The sequence below is a fragment of the Micromonospora chokoriensis genome (assembly GCF_000718555.1).
Taxonomy (GTDB): Bacteria; Actinomycetota; Actinomycetes; order Mycobacteriales; family Micromonosporaceae; genus Micromonospora; species Micromonospora chokoriensis_B.
On sequence record NZ_JOAN01000007.1, the window covers coordinates 203,168 to 226,196 of the forward strand.

Below are 23,029 nucleotides of genomic sequence, written 5' to 3' on the forward strand. Positions count from 1 at the left end.
CGCCGCGGCGGTTCAGGCCGTCGGGCGCTCCCGCTTCGGGAGCTTGGCCACCACCATGTCGTACGACGAGTCGACCGCCTCGGTCAGCTCCTCGTCGTCGATCCCGCCGTTCAGGCGCAGCGTGTTCCACCCGGACCGGCCGATGTAGGCCATCACGCTGGCGTCGGCGGGGTACCGGTGCAGCCACTCGTCGGCCACCTCCCGGGTCTGCCCGCACTTGATGCCGACCGTCGGCTTGCCCTCGTCGCTTCCAAGGAATGCGAAGATCCGGCTGCCGACCTTCACCACATCGTCGCCCTCCCATGGCCGGTCCAGCCACGCTCCCGGCTTGGCCAGGCAGTACGCCAGCATCTCCGCGCGCTTCATGGGCACCTCCTCGTCGTGCGCACAGTGTGCCCGCCCAGCCGCCGTCGTACGCGCGGCGTGCCCGATCCGGCGCGCGCCGGATCGCCCCGTCCTGCCTCGCCCCCGCAAGATCGTGCTCGATCCACGATCTAGTGGCCTCCGTCAGAGCTGAGGCCACTACTTCCACGTTCGCGCATGATCTTTCCGGTACGAGCGCGGTCGTCAGTGGGTCTGCTCGGACGAGCGGGCGGCGACCCGCTCGTAGCGCTGCCGAGCCGCCTGCGCGCTGCCCAGCCCCAGCCCGTACGCGATCGCCTGCCAGGTCAGCCCTCGGTCGCGGGCCAGCGTCAACAGCCCGGCCTCCAGGGCGTCCAGCTCGGCGCGGACGTGTGGCAGCAGGGTCAGCGCGGCGGTGAGGTCGGCGGCGTCGATCGGCTCCTCCGTGGGCTCGCGCTCGGCCCCGCCAGCGGCGAGCGCGGTGACCAGGGCCACCGCCTCCCACGGGTCCAGCACGTACGGGTGGGCCCAGCGGCCCCGCTGGCGCCCGGTGCCGGCGTGCCGCTCGCTGATGCGCTGGAGCGCCTCGTGGGTGCGGTGTGCGCGGGCCTGGGCCGGGTGCGGCGCGGTGAACGGCTCGTCCGTCGTCATACCCCGAGCACACACCATCAACGAGTTGTTGTCAACAGATCGTTGATAAAACAGCTTGTCGATTCCCGTTCCCTGACGTTTCCTGGACCGGTGGATTACTCGTGGCTGAACGCGCCCGCCGGTCAGGTGGCCGAGACGGCGCAGCGGCTGCTGGGCTGGGAGATCACGGCCGGTGGGGTGCGGATCAGGCTGACCGAGGTCGAGGCGTACGCGGGCACGGGGGAGGATCCGGCCTCGCATGCTCATCGGGGCCCCACGCCCCGTACCCAGGTGATGTTCGGCCCGGCCGGGCACGCCTACACCTACTTCGTGTTCGGCGTGCACTGGTGTCTGAACATCGTGTGCGGACCCGAGGGGGAGGCGTCCGCCGTCCTGCTGCGCGCCGGCGAGGTCGTTGACGGCCTGGACATCGCCCGGAGGCGTCGGGGGGAGCAGGTGCCCGATCGTGATCTCGCCCGCGGGCCCGCGCGGCTGGTGGTCGCGCTGGGGATCACCGCGTCGGCCAACGGCACGTCCCTGCTCGACGGCGCGGGGCCGCTGTTGTTGACGCCGCCGACCCGCCCGGTTGAGAGATCGGCCATCTCCGCCGGGCCGCGAGTCGGAGTTGCCGCCGCGCACGACGTTCCGTGGCGCTTCTGGATCACCGGCGACGCCACCGTGAGCAGCTACCGGCGGCACACTCCCCGCCGGCGGGCCGCGAGGGCCTCCGGGGGCTAACCCGGTCGAGGACCCCGTCTCCACCATTGTCGGGATAGGGTCCGCCGGGAGGTGCGGGGTGAGTTTCCGGCTGGCGGCGTACGCCGTGTGTATGAAGGACGAGCGGGTGCTGCTCGCCCACTGCGTGCGGCCGACCGGCGAGAGGCACTGGACCCTGCCGGGTGGCAAGGTCGAGCACGCGGAGGATCCGTTCGACGCGGTGATCCGGGAGGTCGCCGAGGAGACCGGTTACGAGGCGGTCGTCGAGCGCCTGCTGGGCGTGGATTCGCGGGTGATTCCCGCTGCCGAGGCGCTGCGGGGTGTCGAGCACCAGAATGTCGGCATCTTCTACCGGGTCCGCGTCGTCGGCGGCACGCTCCGGCCCGAGCCGAACGGCGAGACCGCCGAGTCGGTCTGGACTCCGCTGCCGGACGTGGTGGGCCTGCGCCGATCGGCGGTGGTCGACATCGGCCTCGCCCTGGCGCGGACGCTTCCACCGACGGGCCACGTCGGCCCCGTCCCGGTCGGCGGCCTCGTCGAGCACTGAGAACGCGCGAGGGCGATGTCCGCGCAGGGGGCGGCGTGTGCCTCGCCGAATCTGTCGGAGGGTGTGGCCATAATCACCGCACCTGCTCACCGACGGTTCGGAGGACGTCATGGCAACGCTGCTCGCGATCGGCACAGCAAAGGGATTGTTTCTCGCCACCAGCACCGACGACCGGCGCAGTTGGGAGATCACCGGTCCGCACTTCCCGATGACCGGTGTCTACGCGGTCGCGGTCGACACCCGTCGCCCCACCCCCCGGCTGCTCGCCGGCATGACCAGCTCACACTTTGGCCCCAGCGTCGCGACCAGCGACGATCTCGGCGCGTCCTGGGACGAGCCCGACCAGGCGCCGGTCGCGTTCCCGGCGGACACGGGTGTCTCCCTGGGGCGGGTCTGGCAGTTGATGCCGGCCGGTCCCGACGAGCCGGACGTCATCTGGGCCGGCACCGAGCCCTCGGCGCTGTTCAAGTCCACCGACGGTGGCCGCAGCTTCGAGCTGGTCCGTTCCCTCTGGGACCACCCGCACCGTCCGCAGTGGGAGGCCGGCTTCGGTGGTCAGGCCGTGCACACCGTGCTGCCGCACCCGCGTGACCCGGCCCGACTGCTGGTCGCCATGTCCACCGGCGGCGTCTACCGCTCGGAGGATGCGGGGGCCACCTGGGCGCCGGGCAACACCGGCATCCGCGCCTACTTCATGCCCGACGAGTGGCCGGAGTTCGGCCAGTGCGTGCACAAGGTCGCCCGGGACGCCGGCAACCCCGAGCGGCTCTACGCGCAGAATCACCACGGCGTCTACCGCTCCGACGACGATGGCCGCACCTGGTCCTCGATCGCCGACGGGCTGCCCAGCGACTTCGGCTTCCCGATGGTGGCCCATCCCGGCCGCGGCGGCATGGTGTGGACCTTCCCGTTGGTGGCCGACAGCGAGCGGTTCCCCACCGACCACCGCTGCCGGGTGTTCCGTTCCGACGACGCGGGCGGCAAGTGGGAGCCGCTGTCGGTGGGGCTGCCCGAGGGCCCGTTCTACCCGGCGGTGCTGCGGGACGCGATGTGCGCCGACGACTCCACCCCGGGTGGGGTCTACTTCGGCACCCGCTCCGGCTCGGTCTTCGCCAGCCGCGACGAGGGTGATTCCTGGTCGTCGGTCGCGGCACACCTGCCCGACGTGCTCTGCGTCCGCGCTGCGACGGTGTGACGTGGTCACCGTGCTGCTGCCCGGTCCGCTGCGGGGCGAGGCCGGCGGTGCCAGTCGACTGAGCGTCGCCGCCATCGGCACGCTCCGGGCGGTCCTCGACGAGATGGCCGTCGCGCACCCCCGGCTGGCCCGGCGCATCCGCGACGAGCGTGGCGAGTTGCGCCGCTACGTCAACGTCTTCGTCGACGGGGAAGACTGCCGGCACTCCGGCGGTCTGGCCACCCCGGTCAGCGACGGTGCCGAGGTGCAGGTGTTGCCCTCGGTGGCGGGCGGTTGAGCCACCGGGCGTCGGTGGTTTGTCCGACCGAATGCCGTGCTGAGCAGTGACCGGCGCCACTTCGAGGCGTCCCGCCGACGGAATAGTTGACGCGTCAAATAAGTTGTGAGCTGCGTCCGGGTACCACGGCGGCATCCGGTTGACACGCGAGGAGCTGGTCATGCAGTTCGGAGTCTTCACCGTCGGCGACGTCACGGTCGACCCGACCACCGGCCGGGAGCCGACCGAGCATGAGCGGATCAAGGCGATGGTGGCGATCGCGTTGAAGGCCGAAGAGGTCGGTCTGGACGTCTTCGCCACCGGCGAGCACCACAACCCGCCCTTCGTGCCGTCGTCACCGACCACCATGATGGGCCACATCGCGGCGCGTACCGAGCGTCTGCTGCTCTCCACCGCCACCACGCTGATCACCACCAACGACCCGGTGAAGATCGCCGAGGACTACGCGATGCTCCAGCACCTGTCCGACGGTCGGGTAGACCTCATGATGGGCCGCGGCAACACCGGTCCGGTCTACCCGTGGTTCGGCAAGGACATCCGGGCCGGCATCCCCCTCGCCATCGAGAACTACGACCTGCTGCACCGGCTGTGGCGCGAGGACGTGGTCGACTGGAAGGGCAAGTACCGCACTCCGTTGCAGTCGTTCACCTCGACGCCGCGTCCGCTCGACGGGGTGCCCCCGTTCGTCTGGCACGGCTCGATCCGCAGCCCGGAGATCGCCGAGCAGGCCGCGTACTACGGCGACGGCTTCTTCGCCAACCACATCTTCTGGCCCAAGGAGCACACCCAGCGGATGGTCGCGCTCTACCGCCAGCGGTACGCCCACTACGGCCACGGCACCGCCGACCAGGCCATCGTCGGTCTGGGCGGGCAGGTGTTCATGCGACGCAACTCGCAGGACGCCGTCCGGGAGTTCCGTCCCTACTTCGACAACGCCCCGGTCTACGGGCACGGGCCGTCGCTGGAGGAGTTCACCCGGGAGACCCCGCTGACCGTGGGCAGCCCGCAGCAGGTCATCGACCGCACCCTGGGCTTCCGGGAGTACGTCGGTGACTACCAGCGGCAGCTGTTCCTGATGGACCACGCGGGCTTGCCGCTGAAGACGGTGCTGGAGCAGCTCGACCTGCTCGGCGAGGAGGTCGTGCCGGTGCTGCGCAAGGAGTTCGCCGCGCTGCGTCCGGCGCACGTGCCGGAGGCGCCCACGCACGCCTCGCTGGTCGCCGCCGCCGGCGGCGCCAAGGACAGCACCGTGCACGCCGTCGACGACGTGACGGGCAAGGCACCGGAGGGGGCGACCCGATGACCCACCGCACCCTGGCCGTGGTCTCGGCGGGGCTGAGCCAGCCCTCGTCGACCCGGCTGCTCGCCGACCAGCTCGCCGCGGCAACCCGCGACGAGTTGGTCCGGCGCGGCTCCGAGGTGGAGCTGCACGTCGTCGACCTGCGGGAGTACGCCCACGACGTGGTGAACAACCTGCTCACCGGGTTTGCGCCAGCGGCGCTGCGCCAGGTCATCGACATGGTGACCGGGGCGGACGGGCTCATCGCCGTCACCCCGATCTTCAGCGCCTCGTACAACGGGCTCTTCAAGTCCTTCTTCGACGTGTTGGACAAGGAGTCGCTTGTCGACCGGCCGGTGCTGATCGGGGCCACCGGCGGCACCGCCCGGCACTCCCTCGCGCTGGAGCACGCGGTCCGCCCGATGTTCGCGTACCTGCGGTCGGTGGTGGTCCCGACCGCGGTCTTCGCCGCACCGGAGGACTGGTCCGATGGCAGCGCCGACGGCGCGCTTCGCGGTCGGATCCGGCGCGCCGCCGGGGAGCTGGCTGACCAGATCGAGCGCCGGCCACCGGCCACCGGGCCGGCCGACCCGTTCGCCCTCACCACCGACTTCCTGCAGATGCTCGGCCGAGGTAACGACGCGCCGGTCAGCTGACCGGGTGGGCGACCAGCACCGGGCAGTGCGCGTGCTGGATCGCCGCCTGACTGACCGACCCGAGCAGCATCCCGGTGAACCCGGCCCGGCCCCGGGTGCCCACGACCAGCAACGACGCAGTGCCGCTGGCCTCGACGAGCCCTTGGGCCGCGCCGGCCGCCCAAACCGGATGCTCTCGCACCACCAGGTCCGGGTGCTCCGCGCGCACCACGGCGGAGGCGTCGGCCAGTAGCCGCACCGCCTCGGCCTGGTACGCGGCCTGCGACTCCTCGATCTCCTCCGGCACCGTCCGGCCCCCGTCCGGCGGGCCGACGTGCACCAGCACCAACGGCACATCCCGCAGCGCCGCCTCGTCGGCGGCGTAGCCTGCGGCGAGCCGGGACGACTCGGACCCGTCGACGCCGACGAGCACCGGGCCGTCCACCGGGATCGGCTGCTCGTCCGGGCGGACCACCAGCACCGGGCAGTGCGCGTGCGCGGCCACCTGCGCGCCGACCGAGCCGAGTAGCAGCCCGGCGAACCCGCCCAGCCCTCGACTGCCCACCACGACGAGGTCGGCCCGGCGGGACTCCTCGACCATGGTGATGCCGGGACCGCCGGCGACCTGGCGGACCTCGACGACCAGGCCGGGCCACCGGTCGGCCAGCTCGGCCGCCGTACGCTCCAACATTTTCTGCGCCTCCTCGGAGGGAGCCGGCACCCCGAGGTCGTACGGGTTGAGCGGCACGCCGTAGCCGAGCGGGTGCAGGAAGCCGTGCACCAGGTGCAGCGGCCGGGACCGGAGCAGCGCGGCGCGGGCCGCGTGCTCGGCGGCGACGAGGCTGGACGGCGATCCGTCCACACCTACCACGACAGGTCGGTTCATCGGGGCTCCCTGGGTTGGTCAGGTCATTGTCGACCGCGCACCCGCGCCGCGCCGCCGAACGCGCCGCACCCCGTCCGCGCCGGCCAGGAGAGCGGCCGGCGCGGACGGGCGTTCAGGCGTCTCGGCGGTGCCGGACGATCGCCAGCGGGCTGTGCGAGTGGTGCAGCACCGCGTGGCTCACCGAGCCGAGCAGAGCACCGGCGAGGGCGCCCCGGCCGTGTGCTCCGACCACGGTGAGCTGGGCGGTGGCGGACTGCTGCACCAGCACCCGCGCCGCCGCGCCGTACGCCACACACTGGCGTACCGGCACCTCGGGGTAGCGCTGCGACCAACCGGCCAGGGATTCGGCGAGCACCCGCTTCTCGTCGGCGGCCAGCGCGTCGACGTCGTACACCAGCGGCAGGATGTCGCCGGGGCCGCTCGGCGTGGGGGTGAGCCAGGCGTGCACGGCCACCAGGTCGGTGCCGCGCAGCGCGGCCTCCTCGAAGGCGAAAGCCAGAGCCTCGGTGGACAGGGCCGAGCCGTCGACGCCGACGAGCACCGGGCCGTCGGCGCGCGCCTCACCCTTGACCACCAGCACCGGGCACTCGGCGCGGGCGGAGACCTGCACGGCCACCGAGCCGATCAGCAACTCGGCGAAACCTCCCAGGCCCCGGCTGCCGAGCACCAGCAGCGCCGCGTCGCGGGATTCGCCCAGCAGCACCGGCGTGGCGGCGCCGTCGATCACCGCGCCGGTGACGACGAGCTCCGGCGCGGTCTTGCCGGCCTCGGTCACCGCCTCGGCGACGGTCAGCTCAGCCTGGTGGCGAAGCCCGGCGTCGACGGGAGCGCCGGGCGCCGGAATCAGCGGTACGTCGTAGAGGGGCCAGATGAACGCGTGCACCACCCGCAGGGGGCGCTGCCGCACCGTCGCTTCCTGGGCGGCGACCCGCACCGCCTCCAGCGCCGAGGTCGAGCCGTCCACCGCCACCACAACGGGAGCACCGGATCTGATGGTCATCATGTCCTCCTTCATCCGTCTTCATCCTCGTGCGAGGTGGGTCGGGCGGTCAGGGGCATATGGCAACGGACCGGGGGGCCGTTGGTCCTGTCCCTCGTCACGCCGCGTCAGCGTCCCGGCGGGGCGATGCCAGCGACGGCCGGCGACGGGCCAGCCGCAGCATCAGCCCGGGCACGACGCTGACCGCCGCGCAGGCCAGCAGCACACTCGGCCCCAGCGGGTCGGTGCCGAGCAACTCCCGCAGCGGAGCGAACAGCACCCCACCGACCTGGAGCAGCGCCGACGCCGCCACCGCGACGAGGAGGCCGGGGTTGCGGTGTCGGGCCCCGGGCAGCCGGGGCGCTCGGACCGCCAGCGCCACACCGAGCTGGGCGAGCCCGAGCACCACGAAGACCACCGACTGCCACGGCAGGCCCCGATGTGCGGCGAACACGCCGGCGCCGAGTACCACGGCGGCGATCAGCGCGCCGGTGACCAGGACGTCCCGACCCAGCCCAGCGCCGAGCACCGACTCCTGGGGCGAGCGCGGCGGGCGGCGCAGGGTGCCGGGCTCGGCCGGCTCGGCACCGAGCGCCACGCCGGGCACCCCGTGGGTCAGCAGGTTGACCCAGAGGATCTGGGCGGGCAGCAGCGGTACGGCCAACCCGAACAGCGGGCCGGTCAGCATCACCATGATCTCCGCCACCCCACCGGCGAGGGCGTACCGCAGGAACCGGCGGATGTTGTCGTAGATCCGGCGGCCCTCGCCGATCGCGGTGGCCACGGTGGACAGCTCGTCGTCGACCAGCACCAGGTCAGCGGCCTGCCGGGCGACCTCGGTGCCACTACCCATCGCCACCCCGATGTCGGCGCGCCGAAGCGCCGGGGCGTCGTTCACCCCGTCACCGGTCATCGCCACCACCTCGCCACGGGCCTGCAGGCCGGCGATGATGTCGAGCTTCTGTTCCGGCTGGGTCCGGGCGAAGACCCGGGTGTCCGGGTGCGCCGTCTGGTCGTCGTCGCCGCTGGCGAGGGGGTCGCCAACCCGCCAGAGGCCGAGCTGACCACCGATCGCCGCGGCCGTGGCCGGGTGGTCGCCGGTGATCAGCAGCAGCCGTACGCCGGCGGTGTCGAAGCTGTCGGCGATCTCCGGGGCGCCGACGCGCAGGGGGTCACCGACGGCGACCAGCCCCACCGGACGCAGCCCGGTGGGTGCGGCGAGGTTGGGCATCCGGTCCACCAGGGCGGCCGCGACGGCGAGCACCCGCAACCCGTCGGCCGCCAGCCGCCGCGCGGTGGTGGTCAGTTCGTCGATCTCCTCGGCGGTCGCGTCGACCAGCGGCGCGCCGAGGATGCTCTCGGGTGCGCCCTTGCAGACCACCAGGTAACGCTTGTCGCAGGAGCGGTGCACCGTGATCATCCGGCGTTGTGCCTGGTCGAAGGGGTGCTCAGCGACCCGGGGCCAAGCGGCGCGGGTGGGCTGCGGGTCGAGGCCGCACCGGGCCGCGAAGGCGACCAGGGCCGCTTCCAGGGGGTCACCGACCGCAGCCCAGTCGGATCGCTCGTCGTCCGGCGGTGACAGGGCGGCGTCGTTGCAGAGCAGCCCGGCGCGCGCCAGTCGGCGTAGCCCTTCCGGTACGGCCACCGCCGTGCCGTCCCGGTGCACCCTGCCGTACGGGGCGTACCCGGTGCCGGTGATCCCATATCGGGCACCGTCGGACGTGACCACCTGCTGCACCGCCATCCGGCCTTCGGTGAGGGTGCCGGTCTTGTCGGAGGCGATCACCGTCACCGAGCCGAGTGTTTCGACCGCGTGCAGTTGGCGCGGGATGGCGTGCGCGGCGGCCATCCGGCGCGCGCCGAGCGCGAGGGCCAGGGTCACCACGGCCGGCAGCGACTCGGGCACCGCCGCGACCACCAGGCTCACCGCGGTGATCGCCATGTCCACCACCGGCCGGCCACCGACCACGCCGATGGCGAACACCAGCCCGGACAGGGCCACCGCGACCAACCCGAGCACCCGGCCCAGGGCAGAGAGCCGGCGCTGCAGTGGTGTGGTGGTGGGACGGGTGCCCGCCACCAGTGCGCTGATCCGGCCCAGGGCGCTCCCTGCTCCCGTGCGGAGCACGGTGCCGGCTGCCCGTCCGGTGGTGACGACCGTCCCGGCCAGCGCCTCCTCGCCGGGGATACGCCCCACCGTCACCGACTCACCGGTCAGCGCGGACTCGTCCAGGTGCAGCCGGCTCGCTTCGATCAGCAGCAGGTCGGCCGGCACGATGTCGCCTGCCTCGACGCGGACCAAATCGCCGGGGACGAGGTCGGCGGCGGGCACCGCCAGTTCCTGGCCGTCGCGCACCACCCGGGCGGCGGGCGCGGCGAGCCGGTCCAGAGCGGCGATCGCGCGGTCGGCGCGTACCTCCTGCACCACCCCGATGACGGTGTTCACCAGCACGACCAGGACGATCACCGCGGTGTCCGGGTAGTCGCCGAGCACCGTGGTGACGGCCGCCGCGGCAAGTAGAAGTGCCACCAGCGGGTCGGTGAACTGGTGCAGGACCCGTACGGCCAGGTGGTGGCGGGGTGGCGGGGCGACCGTGTTGGGGCCGGTGGCGCGCAGCCGGGCGGCGGCCTCTGCCGCGTCGAGCCCGACCGGCACGGCCAGGTCGACGGGGTCCTCCAGGATCCCGCCTCGTCCTCCGGTCGTCGTCACCCGTGACCTCCCCGTCTTGTGCGGCGTGTCGCCGGCACGCCGTCCCCTCCCACCATCGGGCTGTGCGATCGCGTCGGGCAGAGGCGTTGCGCCCGTGCGGCCCGGGACCAACGGCCCTCGCGCCGGGTACCCGGGCGGCAGCGCACGCTTCGGCTCATGGCCGTGGCCGTCTCCCAGACATCGCGGTGCCGGCTGCTCGACCGGTACGGCTGCCGCGTCAGTAGACGGCCAGCCCTCGTTCGGCGAACTGCCCGCGGACCCGGGCCAGCAGCTCGGGGTTGGGCGGCTCGGTGTTGGCCAGTGGGAAGGTGAGGCCCAGTTCGGCGTACTTGTGTGCGCCGAGCCGGTGGAACGGCAGCACCTCGACCCGCTGCACGGTGGCCAGCCCGGCGGCGAAGTCGGCGACGCCCGCCACGTTCTGCACCGCGTCGGTCAGGCCGGGCACCAGCACGAACCGAATCCAGATCGGCGTGCCCCGCTGCGCCAGCCGGCGGCCGAAGCGCAGGGTCGGGCTGACCGACCCCGTCCGGGTGATCTGCCGGTACGTTGCCGGGTCCCACGACTTCACGTCCAGCAGCACCAGGTCGGTGGCGTCGAGCATGTCGTCGTCGGCGCGCACCCCGAGGAAGCCGGACGTGTCCAGCGCGGTGTGCAGACCGAGGTCGTGGCAGCGACGCAGCACCTCGCGGGTGAAGTGGGGTTGCTGCAGCGGCTCGCCGCCGCTGAGGGTCACCCCGCCACCGGCGACGGTGATGAACCGTTGGTACCGCTCGATGTCCGCCATCAGTTCGTCCACGGTGCGGGTTCGACCACTGCGCCGATACCAGGTGTCCGGGCTGTGGCAGTAGCGGCAGCGCAGTGGGCAGCCGGCGAGGAACGCCACGAAGCGGACCCCCGGCCCGTCCACCCCCACGGAGATGTCCCACGAGTGCACGCTCCCGACGGTTGGCGCGTCGGTCCGCCCGGGCCGGTGCCCGGGCGGCGGCGCCGGCCGCATGGTCACAGCGAACCGTGGAAGGTACGCGACACCACGTCGCGTTGTTGCTCGGGCGTGAGCCGGACGAAGTTCACCGCGTATCCGGAGACCCGCACGGTCAGCTGCGGGTAGCGCTCCGGGTGCGCCATCGCGTCGACGAGGGTGGCCCGGTCCAGGACGTTGACGTTGAGGTGGAAGCCGCCCGCGTCGGTGTACCCGTCGAGCACCCCGGCTAGGTTGTCGATGCGCTCCTGGCGGGTACGTCCCAACCCGTCGGGGGTGACCGTGCCGGTCAGCGAGATTCCGTCCCGGGCGGCGTCGTAGGGCAGCTTCGCCACCGACAGCGCCGCCGCGACCAGGCCGTGGGTGTCTCGCCCGTTCATCGGGTTCGCCCCGGGGGCGAAGGGCTCGCCAGCGCGCCGGCCGTCCGGGGTGTTGCCGGTGTGCTTGCCGTACACCACGTTCGAGGTGATGGTGAGCACCGACATGGTCAGCTCGGCGTCGCGGTAGGTGCGCTGCCGGCGCAACTTCGCCGCAAACGCTTCGGTCAGCCACACGGCGATGGCGTCGGCCCGGTCGTCGTTGTTGCCGTACGTGGGGGGCGCACCCTCCAGGACGTAGTCGACCGCGAGGCCGGTGGCGTCGCGCAGCACCGTGACCCGGCCGTGGCGGATCGCGGCGAGGCTGTCCACCGCCACCGACAGGCCGGCGATGCCGGTGGCCATGAACCGGCGCACCGGGTGGTCGTGCAGCGCCATCTCCAGCCGTTCGTACGCGTACCGGTCGTGCTGGTGGTGGATCACGTTCAGGGCGTCGACGTACGTCTCGGCGAGCCAGTCCAGCGTCCGGTCGTACGCGGCCAGCACGGTGTCGTAGTCGAGGACCTCGCCGTCCACTGGTGGTGTGGCCGGGGCGATCTGTTCGCCGGTCAGCTCGTCGCGACCGCCGTTGATCGCGTAGAGCAGCGCCTTCGCCAGGTTCGCCCGTGCTCCGAAGAACTGCATGTCCCGGCCGACCCGCAGGGCCGACACGCAGCAGGCGATGGCCGTGTCGTCGTCGTACGCCGGGCGGATCAGCTCGTCGTTCTCGTACTGGATGGCGCTGGTGTCCAGCGACACCTGCGCGCAGAACCGCTTGAAGCCGGCGGGCAGCCGCGGCGACCAGAGCACGGTCAGGTTGGGCTCCGGGGCCGGACCCAGGTTGTAGAGGGTCTGTAGGTAGCGGAAGCTGGTGCGGGTGACCAGCGGACGCCCGTCCGCGCCCATCCCGCCGAGCGCCTCGGTGACCCAGGTGGGGTCGCCGGAGAAGAGTTCGTCGTACTCCGGGGTGCGCAGGAACCGGATGATCCGCAGCTTGATCACGAAGTCGTCGATCAGCTCCTGGGCCTCCATCTCGGTCAGCCGCCCCTCGGAGAGGTCCCGCCGCAGGTAGACGTCGAGGAACGTGGCGGTGCGCCCGAGCGACATCGCCGCGCCGTTCTGTTCCTTGGTGGCGGCGAGGTACGCGAAGTACAACCACTGGATCGCCTCCCGGCCGGTCGTGGCCGGTCCGGAGATGTCGTGGCCGTAGCTCGCGGCCATCCGCTTCAGCTCGCCCAGGGCCCGGATCTGCTCGGCCAGTTCCTCCCGGTCGCGGATCACGTGGTCGGTCGACGGACGATCGTCGAGTGCCTCCTTGATCGCCCGTCGTTCGGTGACCAGCCGGTCCACGCCGTAGAGCGAGACCCGGCGGTAGTCGCCGATGATCCGACCCCGGCCGTACGAGTCGGGCAGACCGGTGATGACGTGCGAGCGCCGCGCGGCGAGCACGTCGGCCGGGTACGCGTCGAACACCGCGTCGTTGTGTGTCTTGCGGTATTCGGTGAAGATCTGGTGCACACCCGGGTCGGGTTGGTACCCGTACGCCCGCAGTGCGGTCTCCACCATCCGCAGGCCGCCGTTCGGCACGATGGCCCGGCGCAGTGGCGCGTCGGTCTGCAGGCCGACGATGAGCTCCTTCTCCCGGTCGATCCAGCCGGGGGCGTGCGCGGTGATCGTCGACGGGGTGGCGGTGTCGACGTCGAGGACCCCGCGTCGACGCTCCTCGACGAAGAGCTTCGCCAGCCTGCCCCAGACCTCCAGGGTGCGGCAGGTCGGCCCGGTGAGGAAGCCGCCGTCGCCGGTGTACGGCTCGTGGTTGGCCTGGATGAAGTCGGCGACGTCGATGGTGTCCTGCCACGTCGCGTGGGTGAAACCACGCCAGGGTGCGCGGGGTGCGGTGTCTAACATGGCTGCTCCGGTGCGAGCGCTCGGGGGTGATGGTCGGACGGCGGTCATGGCTGGAGAACCAGACGGGCGGTGACCCGGCCGGCGAGGACGTCCTCGACCGCCGTGTTGATCTCGTCGAGCTTGCGGATCTCGTAGGCGACCCGGGTGCGGCCGGCGGCGTGCAGCCGGAACACCTCGGCGAGGTCGGCGCGGGTGCCGACGATCGAGCCGACCACCGTGATCCCCTTCAGCACCGTCTCGAAGACCGGCAGGTTGATCGTGTTCTCCTTGGGCAGCGATACCAGCACGAGGCGCCCGCCGCGACGCAGGCACCGGTACGCCTGCTCGATCACGGTGGGGTTCGCGGCGAGGACGATCGCCACGTCCGCGCCACCGAGGCGGGTGATCGCCTCGACCGGGTCGACCTGGGCGGCGTTCACGGTGTGCGTGGCGCCGAGCGCGGTGGCCAGGGCGAGCTTCTCGGCGGTGACGTCGACGGCGATGGTCTCGCCGCCGAAGAGTTGCGCGTACTGCTGCGCGAGGTGGCCGAGACCGCCGATGCCGAAGATCGCCACCCGGTGGCCGGGGCGTACCCCGGCCACCTTCACGGCCTTGTACGTGGTGACCCCGGCGCAGGTCAACGGTGCTGCCTCGAACGGATCGACACCCTCGGGTACGCGTACCGCGTAACGGGCGGCGGTGACGGCGTACTCCGCGTGCGCGCCGTCGATGCTGTAGCCGGTGTTGCGCTGCGACTCGCAGAGGGTCTCCCAGCCGGTCACGCAGTAGGAGCAGGTGCCGCAGGCCCAGCCGAGCCAGGGCAGGGCCACCCGGTCGCCGACGGCGTGTTCGGTGACGCCGGGGCCGACCCGATCCACGATGCCGACGCCCTCGTGGCCGGGCACGAACGGCGGGTTCGGCCGGACCGGCCAGTCGCCGCGGGCGGCGTGGATGTCGGTGTGGCACAGCCCACTCGCCTCGATCCGGACCAGCATCTCGCCGGGGCCGGGTTCTGGCACGGGCAGGTCGAGCAGCTCCAGTGGACGGTCGAACGCAGTGACGACTGTTGCGCGCATCGGGGGCCTCCTGTGTCGTTTCTTCGCTTCCAGGACCAGCCTGGGCTGCGGTGCCGGACCGGGGCAGGGGCACGAGACCGCGATCGGTCGGGACCAAAGTCACGGATATGAGCTGGCCATCCTCACCGCGGCGGCCGCTGAGCCACACCCGTCGGTCCCGACCCGCGCGCGACAACCAGGAAGGGGCGGTGGCCTTCACCTTCATTTGGCGGCCTCTCCCTGCGCGGCACCGCCCGCCGCCGCGCTGGCGGTCGGCCGTCAACGACTGAGCCAGGCACGGTCCGCCGGGGTCGCTGGCCGAACCCGGCGGCCCGTGCTCAGCGTTCGACGACCAGTCGGCGGGCCCGCAGCGCCCGCGCCCACCACGGGCGCGGTGTCGCCGGGCGTAGCGCTGGCGCGCGGACGCCTCGCAGGCTGACCCAGCCGCCCGGCCCCATCGTCACCGCGCCGATAGCCGGCGGCCTGCGGCGGCCGACCACGGCGACGGCCGCGGTGAGCACCGCGACCGCGAACGCGCCGGTCGCCGCGGCGAGCAACCGGTCCGGGTCGGTCACCGGCCGGTAGCGGACCCGCCCGCCGGAGAGGACGTAAGCCCCTATCGCCCGGCCGTCACGGACCACCGGCACCAGCGCGGCCGCCGGTGTTCCCGGCAGTTCCAGCACCGGGCCCACCGGCCCCTCGGTGATCGGCGCGGTCGGCGGTTCGGGCACCCGTCGGGGCGTGGGTGGGCTCAGCGGTACGGCGCTGGTCGGGTTGAGGATGGCGGTCATGGTGCTGCCTCCTAGCGGGAGTCGGACGTAGCAGTGGTGGCGTACACGGCGGCCTGTCCGGCGGCCAACCGGGCGATCGGCACCCGGTACGGCGAGCAGGAGACGTAGTCCACGCCGGCGTCGGCGAAGAACGCGATCGAGTCGGGGTCGCCGCCGTGCTCGCCGCAGACCCCGATGGTGAGTTCCGGTTGGGCCGCCCGACCCTCGGCGACGGCCAGCCGCACCAGGCGGCCCACGCCGACGGGGTCGATGCGCTCGAACGGAGACAGCTCGAAGATCCCCCGCTCCAGGTAGGCGTCGAAGAACGAGCCCTCCACGTCGTCGCGGGAGAACGCCCACGCGGTCTGGGTCAGGTCATTGGTGCCGAAGGAGAAGAAGTGCGCCGCGCCGGCGATCTCCCCGGCGGTCAGCGCCGCCCTCGGCACCTCGATCATCGTGCCGAGGGGGATCTCCGGCGCGTCGGGCACCCCGGCGAGGACCGGTTCGATCTCGGCGCGCACCGCCCGGAGTTCCCGCACGTCGCCGACCAACGGCACCATGATCTCCGGACGCGGGTCGCCGCCGTCGCCCAACCGCTGCGCCGCGGCCTCGGCGATCGCCCTGACCTGCATCGCGAACAGTCCCGGGATCACCAGCCCGAGCCGCACCCCGCGCAGCCCGAGCATCGGGTTGGCCTCGTGCATTCGGCGTACGGCCGTCAGCAGCCGGCCGTCCCGGCCCAGGTCCTCGCCGAGTGCCTCGGCGCGGGCCACCCGTGCGGTCAGCTCGTGCAACGGGGGGAGAAACTCGTGCAGCGGGGGGTCGATCAGGCGGATCGTCACCGGTAGCCCGTCCATCGCGGTCAGGATCTCCACGAAGTCGGCCCGCTGCAACGGCAACAACGCGTCCAACGCGGCGCTCACCTCGTCCGGCCCGTCGGCCAGGATCAGCCGTTCGATCAGCTCCCGACGCTCGCCGAGGAACATGTGCTCGGTGCGGCACAGCCCGACGCCGGTGGCACCGAGGCGTCGTGCCCGCCGGGCGTCCGCCCCGGTGTCCGCGTTGGCCCGTACGCCCAGTCGGCGCACCGCGTCGGCGTGCCCGAGCAGCCGGTGCACCGCCGCGACCAGCGGGTCGGCCTGCGGCTGCAGTTCACCGGCCAGGTAGCGGGCGACCGGGGAGGGCTGCACCGGCAACTCGCCGAGGTAGACCTTTCCGGTGGTCCCGTCGATGGAGATCACCTCGCCGGCCCGGACGACCCGGTCGCCGACGGTGAACTCGCCGCGCTCGGCGTCGATGCGCAGCTCGTCCGCGCCGCAGACGCAGGTACGCCCCATGCCCCGGGCCACCACAGCGGCGTGCGAGGTCTTGCCGCCGCGCGAGGTGAGCACCCCCGCCGCGGCGATCATGCCGGGCAGGTCGTCCGGGTTGGTCTCCCGGCGGACCAGGATCACCGGTCCGTCCGCCGCCTCGGCGGCTGCCGAGTCGAAGACGACGCGGCCCACCGCGGCGCCGGGGGAGGCGCCGAGGCCGACGGCCAACGGTCGTGCCGCGCCGGCCAGGTCGAACGCGGGGAACATCAGCTGGGCCAACTGGGCGCCGGTGACCCGGTGCAGCGCCTCGTCCAGCGTGATCAGCCCTTCGTCGACCAGCTGCGCGGCGATCACGAACGCCGCCGCTGCCGTCCGCTTGCCCACCCGGGTCTGCAACATCCAGAGCCGCCCCCGCTCGATGGTGAACTCGATATCGCACAGGTCCCGGTAGTGCCGCTCCAACGTCGCCATGATCTCGAGCAGTCGGCGGTAACTCGCCGGGTCGATGCGCGCCAGCTCGGGTAGGCCGACCGTGTTGCGGATGCCGGCCACCACGTCCTCACCCTGGGCGTTGGCGAGGTAGTCGCCGTACACGCCGGGCGTGCCAGTGGCCGGGTCGCGGGTGAACGCCACACCGGTGCCGGAGTCCGGGCCGAGGTTGCCGAAGACCATTGCCATCACGTTGACCGCCGTGCCCAGGTCGTCCGGGATGTGCTCCTGGTGGCGGTACAACCGTGCCCGCTGGGAGTTCCACGACTCGAACACCGACCGGATGGCCAGGTAGAGCTGCTCGTGCGGGGCCTGCGGAAAGTCGTGCCCCACCCACGCGGCGAAGATCTTCTTGTACGTCTCCACCAGGTCGCGCAACTGCTCGGCGTTGGGCCCGGCCGGCCCGGCCGTCGCGCGCAGGGCCTCAAGCTCCCGTTCGAACTCCTCCGCTGGCAGCCCGTGCACCGTTCGGCCGAACATCTGGATCAACCGTCGGTACGAGTCCCAGGCGAACCGGGCGTCACCGCTGTGCGCCGCGAGCCCGCCGACCGTGGTGTCGTTGAGCCCGATGTCCAGGACCGTGTCCATCATCCCCGGCATCGAGTACCGCCCACCGGAACGGACCGCCAGCAGCAGCGGGTCGCGCGGGTCGCCGAGCCGGCGGTCCAGTCGCGCCTCCACATCCCGCAAATGCGCGTTGACCTCGGCGAAAAGCCCGTCCGGCGGTGCGCCGGTCACCAGGTACGCCCGGCAGGCGTCGGTGCTGATGGTGAACCCCGGCGGCACCGGCAACCCCAGCCTCGTCATCTCGCTCAGGTTCGCGCCCTTGCCGCCCAGCAGGTCGGCCCTGCCCCGGTCACCCTCGATGAAGTCGTAGACGTACTTGGGCATGGCTCCGGCCTCCACTTCCGTTCACCGCACGGACCTCTCCATCTGTTCGTACCAATGTGGGGAGGGCTGTCGGCAGGGCCGGACGGTACGGTCGGAGGGCCAGAGGTCCCGCACTGTCACAGCCCGTGCGTACCCTCGGCGGATGACCTCCGATCTGCTGCTGCGCCCGGTCCTCGAGGACGACCTCGTCGAGTTCTTCCTGCACCAGCAGGACCCAGAGGCCAACCGGATGGCCGCGTTCGGCCCGAAGGACCCGACCGACCACCGCGAGTTCGCCCAGCACTGGGCCCGGGTGCTCACCAACCCGGCGAACCTGGTCCGCACCGTCGAGGTCGACGGCGAAGTGGTCGGCTACGTCAGCGCCTTCCCGGTCGACGACCAGACCGAGGTCAGCTACTGGATCGACCCGGCCCGCTGGGGTCGGGGTCATGCCACGGCGGCGCTGGCCGCCCTGCTGCGCGAGCTGCCCCGACCGGTGCACGCCCGCGCCGCCAAGGACAACGCCGCGTCCCTCGCGGTGCTGCGCAAGTGCGGGTTCGTGGTGGTCGGTGAAGACTCGGGGTACGCCAACGGCCGCGGCGAAGACGTCGAGGAGTGGCTGCTGGAGCTGCCCGCCGACGCCGCTGACCTGGGCGGGCACTAGTCTCGCGGAGTGAACTGGTTAGATCTCGTCGGCTGGGCCGGCTCCGCGGTGCTGGTCTGGTCGCTGCTGCAGTCACGCATCCTGCGGCTGCGTGCGCTCAACCTCATCGGCTGCTTCGTGCTGATCGGCTACAACGCTGCGATCGAGGTTTGGCCCGGGGTCGGGCTCAACGTCGTGCTCGCGGTGATCAACATCTGGTACCTGCGCGGGATGCTCGCCACCCGGCACGACGAGAAGACCTACCAGGTCGTCGAGGTCGGCGTCGGCGACCAGTTCCTCGCGCACACGCTGCGTGTGCACGCCACCGACATCGCCCGGTTCAACCCCGACTTCCACTGGGATCCGCGTGCGTCGGGGCGCTCCGCGTTCCTGGTGGTCACGGCCGACGAGGTGGTCGGGGTGGTGCTGTCGCACGCCGAGGCGCCCGGCGTCGCCCAGATCGACCTGGACTACGTGACCCCGAAGTTCCGTGACTTCACCCCGGGCGAGTTCGTCTACCGGCGCAGCCACCTGTTCACCGAACGAGGTTTCCACCGGGTGGTCAGCCCGCCCCGGATGGTCGCCCCCTACTACCACCGGCTCGGCTTCCGCCCAGAGGGCGACTCGTACGTGCTCGACCTGCCCGTGCCGGTGAGCACCGATTCGCCCTAGCGTCACCGACGCCCGATTCGGCGTAGCGTCGCCGGAGCAGGATTCGGCCGGCGCCGGACGGGGCAAAGACAGGCCTACGCCGGGCGGGCTCGCTGACCGGCGGGCGCCGCGCGTACTGGCCGGTGCCACCACCGGAGAGGGAGCGAACCGGGCGTGCAGAGCTACGGGAGCCAACTGGCCCTGGTCGGGATCCTCGTCGTGATCAACGCGCTCTTCGCCGGCAGCGAGATGGCGCTTGTGTCATTGCGAGACAGCCAGATCCAGCGGCTGGAGCGCACCAGTCGGGCCGGGCGAGTGCTGGCCCGGCTCGCCAAGGACCCGAACCGCTTCCTGGCCACCATCCAGATCGGCATCACCCTCGCCGGCTTCCTGGCTTCCGCCGCCGCGGCGGTCTCGCTGGCCAAACCCCTCGTGCCTCTGCTCGGGGCGTTCGGCGGCGCCGCCGAGACGGTGGCGATCGTCGTGGTCACCCTCGCGCTGACCTTCGTCACCCTGGTCTTCGGCGAGCTGGCACCCAAGCGGATCGCCATGCAGTCGGCCGAGCGGTGGGCGCTGCTGGTGGCCCGCCCACTCGATCTGCTCGCCAGCCTCACCCGGCCGGCCGTCTGGGCGCTCGGTGCCACCAGCGACGTGGTCGTCCGCCTGGTCGGGCTCAACCCGAAACACCAGCCGGAGGAGATCGGCCCGGACGAGCTGCGCGACATCGTCGCCGGCAACCACGGCTTCACCAAGGAGCAGCGCACAATCATCGCGGGGGCGGTGGAGATCGCCGACCGGCGGTTGCGGGCTGTCCTCGTACCCCGGTTGCGGGTCTTCACGCTCGACAGCGGGACCACCGCGGAGGCCGCGCGGCTCGTGCTGGCCGCCACCGGTCACTCCCGTGCTCCGGTCGTGCGCCACGGCGGCCTGGACGACACGGTCGGGGTGATCCACCTGCGTGACCTGGTGGGCGTGCCCGATGACCGGCCGGTCGACGAGATCGCCCGGCCGCCGATGCTGCTGCCCGACTCGCTGCCCGTCGTGGACGCGCTGCGTCAGTTCAAGGCCGAGCGTCAGCACATCGCGCTCGTCGTGGACGAGCGCGGCGCCGTCGACGGCATCGTGACGCTGGAGGACATCCTGGAGGAGATCGTCGGCGAGATCTACGACGAGACCGACCGGGATGTGCGCTCGGTACGCCGCGACCCTGACGGCGCGCTGCTGCTGCCCGGCACCTTCCCGGTGCACGACCTGCCGGACATCGGCGTGGAGCTGCCGTCGCGTCCGGCCGGCGACTACACCACCGTCGCCGGGCTGGTGTTGGCCCGGCTCGGGCACATCCCCACCGTCGCCGGGGAGGACGTCACGCAGGACGGCTGGGTGCTGGTCGTGGCCGGCATCGACCACCGGGCGATCACCGAGGTGCGGCTCAGCCGCGTACCCGATGACGCCGACACCGATGCCGACCCCGACCAGGCCGCGGAGCCGGTGTTGGACGAAGCCCGCAGTTGACCTGCGCGGCGGATGCCGTGACTCAGTCGCGCGAGAGGTTCTGCAGCCGGACCTGACCACGGGCGACCAGCCGCTCGTCGGCATCGCTGATCTCCACCTGCCAGAGCTGCTGGCTGCGACCCCGGTGCACCGGGGTGCCGACCGCGGTCAGCTCGCCGTCCCGGACGGCCCGCAGGAAGTCGGTCTGGTTCGACACCCCGACCACCGTGCCCCGGTCGGCCAGCCAGAGGGCACCACCCACGCTGGCCGCGGACTCCACGACCGCGCAGTACACCCCGCCGTGCAGGATGCCGAACGGCTGGTGCAGCTCCGGTCGGACCTGCCAGCTGATCACCACCCGGTCGCCGCTCGCCTCCTCGAACTTGAGGCCGAGCAGGGCAACGAAACCGCCCGTCAGATCCGGAATCTCCATCGCAAAGCCCTCCTCGATCAACGGGGCGCAAGCCTAACCGGGGCGGGTTGCGCCAAACCCGGTACGGGTCGGTGCCGGCGATGGGGGAGAATCGGTGACCGTGACCGACAGCAGCCTCCCGCCGTCCGGGCGGGACTCCCTGACCGACGACCTGCTCTGGCGTGGCCTCATACAGGACTCGACCGGCCTCGACGAGCTGCGTGAGCTGCTCGACGGCGGGACGGCCGCCACCTATTACGTGGGCTTCGACCCCACCGCGCAGAGCCTGCACGTCGGCTCGCTCATGCAGGTCACCACCGCTCGTCGCCTGCAACTCGCCGGCCACCGCCCGTTGCTGCTGGTCGGCGGGGCGACCGGGCAGATCGGTGACCCGAAGGAGAGCGCCGAACGGACCCTCAACCCGCCCGAGGTGATCGCCGGGTGGGTCGAGCGGATCCGCGAGCAGCTCGCCCCCTTCGTGTCGTACACCGGCGAGAACGCGGCGCAACTGGTCAACAACCTGGACTGGACCGGCGAGATGTCGGTGGTCGAGTTCCTCCGCGACGTGGGCAAGCACTTCCCGGTGAACAAGATGCTGGCGCGGGAGGTGGTGCGGGCCCGGCTCGAGACCGGCATCAGCTTCACCGAGTTCAGCTACCAGCTGTTGCAGGCCAACGACTTCTTCGAGCTGCACCGCCGGCACGGCTGTCAGCTCCAGTTCGGCGGGTCCGACCAGTGGGGCAACATCACCGCCGGGGTCGACTACGTACGTCGGCGGGGCGCAGGGCCGGTGCAGGCGTTCACCACGCCGCTCGTCACCAAGTCCGACGGCACGAAGTTCGGCAAGACCGAGGGCGGCGCCGTCTGGCTCGACCCCACGATGACCAGCCCGTACGCCTTCTACCAGTTCTGGCTCAACGTGGATGACCGCGAGGTCGACCGTTACCTGCGGTACTTCAGCTTCCGTACCCGCGACGAGTTGGAAGAGCTGGCGAAGGCGACCGCCGAGCGGCCGGCGGCCCGCTTGGCGCAGCGGGCGCTCGCCGAGGAGTTGACCACCCTGGTGCACGGTGCCGACGAGACCCGGCAGGCGGTCGCCGCCAGTCAGGCGCTCTTCGGCCGTGGCTCGTTGGACGACCTGGCACCGGAGACGCTGCGTGCGGCCCTGACCGAGGCGGGTCTGGTGCGCCTCGCCGGCGAATTGCCGGATGTGGCGGGTCTGCTGCGGGACTCCGGGCTCGTGAGCGGCCTCAAGGAGGCCCGGCGAGTGATCGCCGAGGGCGGCGCCTACGTCAACAACAACCGGGTGACCGAGGTGGACGCCGGGGTGTCACCGGCCGACCTGCTGCATGGGCGGTACCTGGTGCTGCGCCGCGGAAAACGTTCGTTCGCGGGCGTTGAGCTGGCAGAATAGCCGTCTGTCGACGATGTGACGGGGGACGCGTCCGGCAGATTTGACGATCATCGCGCCGGACGCGTAACTTTCTCTCTGTCAGCGCGGAACGGACGAAACAGGCGAAAGCCGAAACGGCCGGAGCGCAGGCCAACGGCCTGGGGGTCGGGTGGGCATGCCCATCGGAGCTCCAACCGGGAGGTGCCACCAGAAACGCCGCGAGGCGGATTTGGTGCGGCGAAACCGACCGGGTATGGTTACGAGCCGGCAGGGCACCGGGCGGGTCGCGGGAAATCGCGACGGCCGGCCTGCCGAATCCATGACGAGAGCGGCGTAAGCCGGTTACGACATGGTGCCTGCATTATCGGGTGAAGCACGACGAACCGGGAAACACCGGTTTGACACGGCGGAAACGAGCGGGTAACGTAGTAAAAGTGCCTGGCGCTGAAAGCGCTGGTCGCGGAGCGGGAAATGCCCCGGGTTGGGGTTCCACTGTGGTGGGGCTTTGGGTCGGTGTGTGGTT

General features: G+C 71.9%; 21 protein-coding genes. 10 read left to right on the forward strand and 11 right to left on the reverse strand.

Features of this window, described 5'->3' with window-relative positions; translation table 11 throughout:
* Positions 1-12 precede the first annotated feature (12 nt).
* Entirely contained in the window at positions 13-366 is a 354-nt protein-coding gene (locus tag IF46_RS0112280; protein ID WP_030488445.1) for an MmcQ/YjbR family DNA-binding protein, read from the reverse strand.
* Between the two features lie 201 nt (positions 367-567).
* Complete coding sequence (locus IF46_RS0112285) at positions 568-993, reverse strand: hypothetical protein (protein WP_036391869.1); 426 nt, start codon at positions 991-993, stop codon at positions 568-570.
* A 90-nt stretch (positions 994-1,083) separates the two neighbouring features.
* Here IF46_RS0112285 and IF46_RS0112290 point away from each other — a divergent pair, with 90 nt between their 5' ends.
* From IF46_RS0112290 to IF46_RS0112315, 6 genes are all read left to right on the forward strand, one after another.
* Positions 1,084-1,710 carry a DNA-3-methyladenine glycosylase gene (locus IF46_RS0112290; RefSeq protein WP_030488447.1) on the forward strand — a complete coding sequence of 209 codons (627 nt, stop codon included), beginning with the start codon at positions 1,084-1,086 and terminating at the stop codon, positions 1,708-1,710.
* A 58-nt stretch (positions 1,711-1,768) separates the two neighbouring features.
* Positions 1,769-2,236, forward strand: coding sequence for an NUDIX hydrolase (locus tag IF46_RS0112295; protein ID WP_030488448.1), 468 nt, complete (start codon positions 1,769-1,771; stop codon positions 2,234-2,236).
* Between the two features lie 109 nt (positions 2,237-2,345).
* Positions 2,346-3,431: a WD40/YVTN/BNR-like repeat-containing protein gene (locus IF46_RS0112300; protein WP_030488449.1), complete on the forward strand. Its 1,086-nt coding sequence runs from the start codon at positions 2,346-2,348 to the stop codon at positions 3,429-3,431.
* Position 3,432: 1 nt separating this feature from the next.
* Positions 3,433-3,708 (forward strand): ubiquitin-like small modifier protein 1, encoded by a 276-nt coding sequence (locus IF46_RS0112305; protein WP_030488450.1) that lies wholly within the window; start codon positions 3,433-3,435, stop codon positions 3,706-3,708.
* 160 nt (positions 3,709-3,868) lie between these two features.
* Positions 3,869-5,011: an LLM class flavin-dependent oxidoreductase gene (locus IF46_RS0112310; protein ID WP_030488451.1), complete on the forward strand. Its 1,143-nt coding sequence runs from the start codon at positions 3,869-3,871 to the stop codon at positions 5,009-5,011.
* Positions 5,008-5,643: an FMN reductase gene (locus tag IF46_RS0112315; RefSeq protein WP_030488452.1), complete on the forward strand. Its 636-nt coding sequence runs from the start codon at positions 5,008-5,010 to the stop codon at positions 5,641-5,643. The genes IF46_RS0112310 and IF46_RS0112315 overlap by 4 nt, the downstream gene beginning before the upstream one ends.
* On the opposite strand, the gene IF46_RS0112320 is transcribed toward IF46_RS0112315, so the two are convergent.
* The 8 genes from IF46_RS0112320 to ppdK form a co-directional block, all read right to left on the reverse strand.
* The gene (locus IF46_RS0112320) at positions 5,636-6,508 is read right to left on the reverse strand and encodes a universal stress protein (RefSeq protein WP_030488453.1); all 873 of its coding nucleotides are present in this window, start codon (positions 6,506-6,508) and stop codon (positions 5,636-5,638) included. The two genes, IF46_RS0112315 and IF46_RS0112320, sit on opposite strands and share 8 nt — an antisense overlap.
* Before the next feature lie 112 nt (positions 6,509-6,620).
* The gene (locus tag IF46_RS0112325; protein WP_030488454.1) at positions 6,621-7,508 is read right to left on the reverse strand and encodes a universal stress protein; all 888 of its coding nucleotides are present in this window, start codon (positions 7,506-7,508) and stop codon (positions 6,621-6,623) included.
* Between the two features lie 97 nt (positions 7,509-7,605).
* Positions 7,606-10,143, reverse strand: coding sequence for a cation-translocating P-type ATPase (locus IF46_RS0112330; RefSeq protein ID WP_420063561.1), 2,538 nt, complete (start codon positions 10,141-10,143; stop codon positions 7,606-7,608).
* Positions 10,144-10,414: 271 nt separating this feature from the next.
* On the reverse strand, positions 10,415-11,131 hold the full coding sequence (pflA, locus tag IF46_RS0112335; protein ID WP_030488456.1) for a pyruvate formate-lyase-activating protein: 717 nt from the start codon (positions 11,129-11,131) through the stop codon (positions 10,415-10,417).
* A 65-nt stretch (positions 11,132-11,196) separates the two neighbouring features.
* Positions 11,197-13,440, reverse strand: a complete 2,244-nt coding sequence (gene pflB, locus IF46_RS0112340; protein ID WP_030488457.1) for a formate C-acetyltransferase — start codon at positions 13,438-13,440, stop codon at positions 11,197-11,199.
* Positions 13,441-13,484: 44 nt separating this feature from the next.
* Positions 13,485-14,495 (reverse strand): zinc-dependent alcohol dehydrogenase, encoded by a 1,011-nt coding sequence (locus IF46_RS0112345; RefSeq protein ID WP_030488458.1) that lies wholly within the window; start codon positions 14,493-14,495, stop codon positions 13,485-13,487.
* Between the two features lie 317 nt (positions 14,496-14,812).
* A complete protein-coding gene (locus tag IF46_RS0112350; RefSeq protein WP_030488459.1) occupies positions 14,813-15,265 on the reverse strand; it encodes a hypothetical protein in 453 nt (150 codons plus the stop codon).
* 11 nt (positions 15,266-15,276) lie between these two features.
* The gene (gene ppdK / locus IF46_RS0112355) at positions 15,277-17,937 is read right to left on the reverse strand and encodes a pyruvate, phosphate dikinase (protein ID WP_030488460.1); all 2,661 of its coding nucleotides are present in this window, start codon (positions 17,935-17,937) and stop codon (positions 15,277-15,279) included.
* A 142-nt stretch (positions 17,938-18,079) separates the two neighbouring features.
* On the opposite strand from ppdK, the gene IF46_RS0112360 reads away from it, so the two are divergent.
* The 3 genes from IF46_RS0112360 to IF46_RS0112370 all read left to right on the forward strand — a co-directional run bounded on the left by IF46_RS0112360 (position 18,080) and on the right by IF46_RS0112370 (position 20,722).
* Positions 18,080-18,580: a GNAT family N-acetyltransferase gene (locus tag IF46_RS0112360; RefSeq protein WP_030488461.1), complete on the forward strand. Its 501-nt coding sequence runs from the start codon at positions 18,080-18,082 to the stop codon at positions 18,578-18,580.
* A 9-nt stretch (positions 18,581-18,589) separates the two neighbouring features.
* Positions 18,590-19,231, forward strand: coding sequence for a hypothetical protein (locus IF46_RS0112365; protein WP_030488462.1), 642 nt, complete (start codon positions 18,590-18,592; stop codon positions 19,229-19,231).
* Between the two features lie 153 nt (positions 19,232-19,384).
* Complete coding sequence (locus tag IF46_RS0112370; protein ID WP_030488463.1) at positions 19,385-20,722, forward strand: hemolysin family protein; 1,338 nt, start codon at positions 19,385-19,387, stop codon at positions 20,720-20,722.
* Between the two features lie 22 nt (positions 20,723-20,744).
* On the opposite strand, the gene IF46_RS0112375 is transcribed toward IF46_RS0112370, so the two are convergent.
* On the reverse strand, positions 20,745-21,134 hold the full coding sequence (locus IF46_RS0112375) for a PaaI family thioesterase (RefSeq protein ID WP_030488464.1): 390 nt from the start codon (positions 21,132-21,134) through the stop codon (positions 20,745-20,747).
* A 100-nt stretch (positions 21,135-21,234) separates the two neighbouring features.
* Here IF46_RS0112375 and tyrS point away from each other — a divergent pair, with 100 nt between their 5' ends.
* Positions 21,235-22,527 carry a tyrosine--tRNA ligase gene (gene tyrS, locus IF46_RS0112380; protein ID WP_030488465.1) on the forward strand — a complete coding sequence of 431 codons (1,293 nt, stop codon included), beginning with the start codon at positions 21,235-21,237 and terminating at the stop codon, positions 22,525-22,527.
* The last annotated feature ends 502 nt before the right edge of the window (positions 22,528-23,029 follow it).

Coding starts and splice junctions, on each gene's coding strand:
- IF46_RS0112280 (WP_030488445.1), bottom strand. CDS start 366: ATGAAGCGCGCGGAGATGCTGGCGTACTGCCTGGCCAAGCCGGGAGCG.
- IF46_RS0112285 (WP_036391869.1), bottom strand. CDS start 993: ATGACGACGGACGAGCCGTTCACCGCGCCGCACCCGGCCCAGGCCCGC.
- IF46_RS0112300 (WP_030488449.1), top strand. CDS start 2,346: ATGGCAACGCTGCTCGCGATCGGCACAGCAAAGGGATTGTTTCTCGCC.
- IF46_RS0112310 (WP_030488451.1), top strand. CDS start 3,869: ATGCAGTTCGGAGTCTTCACCGTCGGCGACGTCACGGTCGACCCGACC.
- IF46_RS0112315 (WP_030488452.1), top strand. CDS start 5,008: ATGACCCACCGCACCCTGGCCGTGGTCTCGGCGGGGCTGAGCCAGCCC.
- IF46_RS0112320 (WP_030488453.1), bottom strand. CDS start 6,508: ATGAACCGACCTGTCGTGGTAGGTGTGGACGGATCGCCGTCCAGCCTC.
- IF46_RS0112325 (WP_030488454.1), bottom strand. CDS start 7,508: ATGACCATCAGATCCGGTGCTCCCGTTGTGGTGGCGGTGGACGGCTCG.
- pflB (WP_030488457.1), bottom strand. CDS start 13,440: ATGTTAGACACCGCACCCCGCGCACCCTGGCGTGGTTTCACCCACGCG.
- IF46_RS0112345 (WP_030488458.1), bottom strand. CDS start 14,495: ATGCGCGCAACAGTCGTCACTGCGTTCGACCGTCCACTGGAGCTGCTC.
- IF46_RS0112350 (WP_030488459.1), bottom strand. CDS start 15,265: ATGACCGCCATCCTCAACCCGACCAGCGCCGTACCGCTGAGCCCACCC.
- ppdK (WP_030488460.1), bottom strand. CDS start 17,937: ATGCCCAAGTACGTCTACGACTTCATCGAGGGTGACCGGGGCAGGGCC.
- IF46_RS0112360 (WP_030488461.1), top strand. CDS start 18,080: ATGACCTCCGATCTGCTGCTGCGCCCGGTCCTCGAGGACGACCTCGTC.
- IF46_RS0112375 (WP_030488464.1), bottom strand. CDS start 21,134: ATGGAGATTCCGGATCTGACGGGCGGTTTCGTTGCCCTGCTCGGCCTC.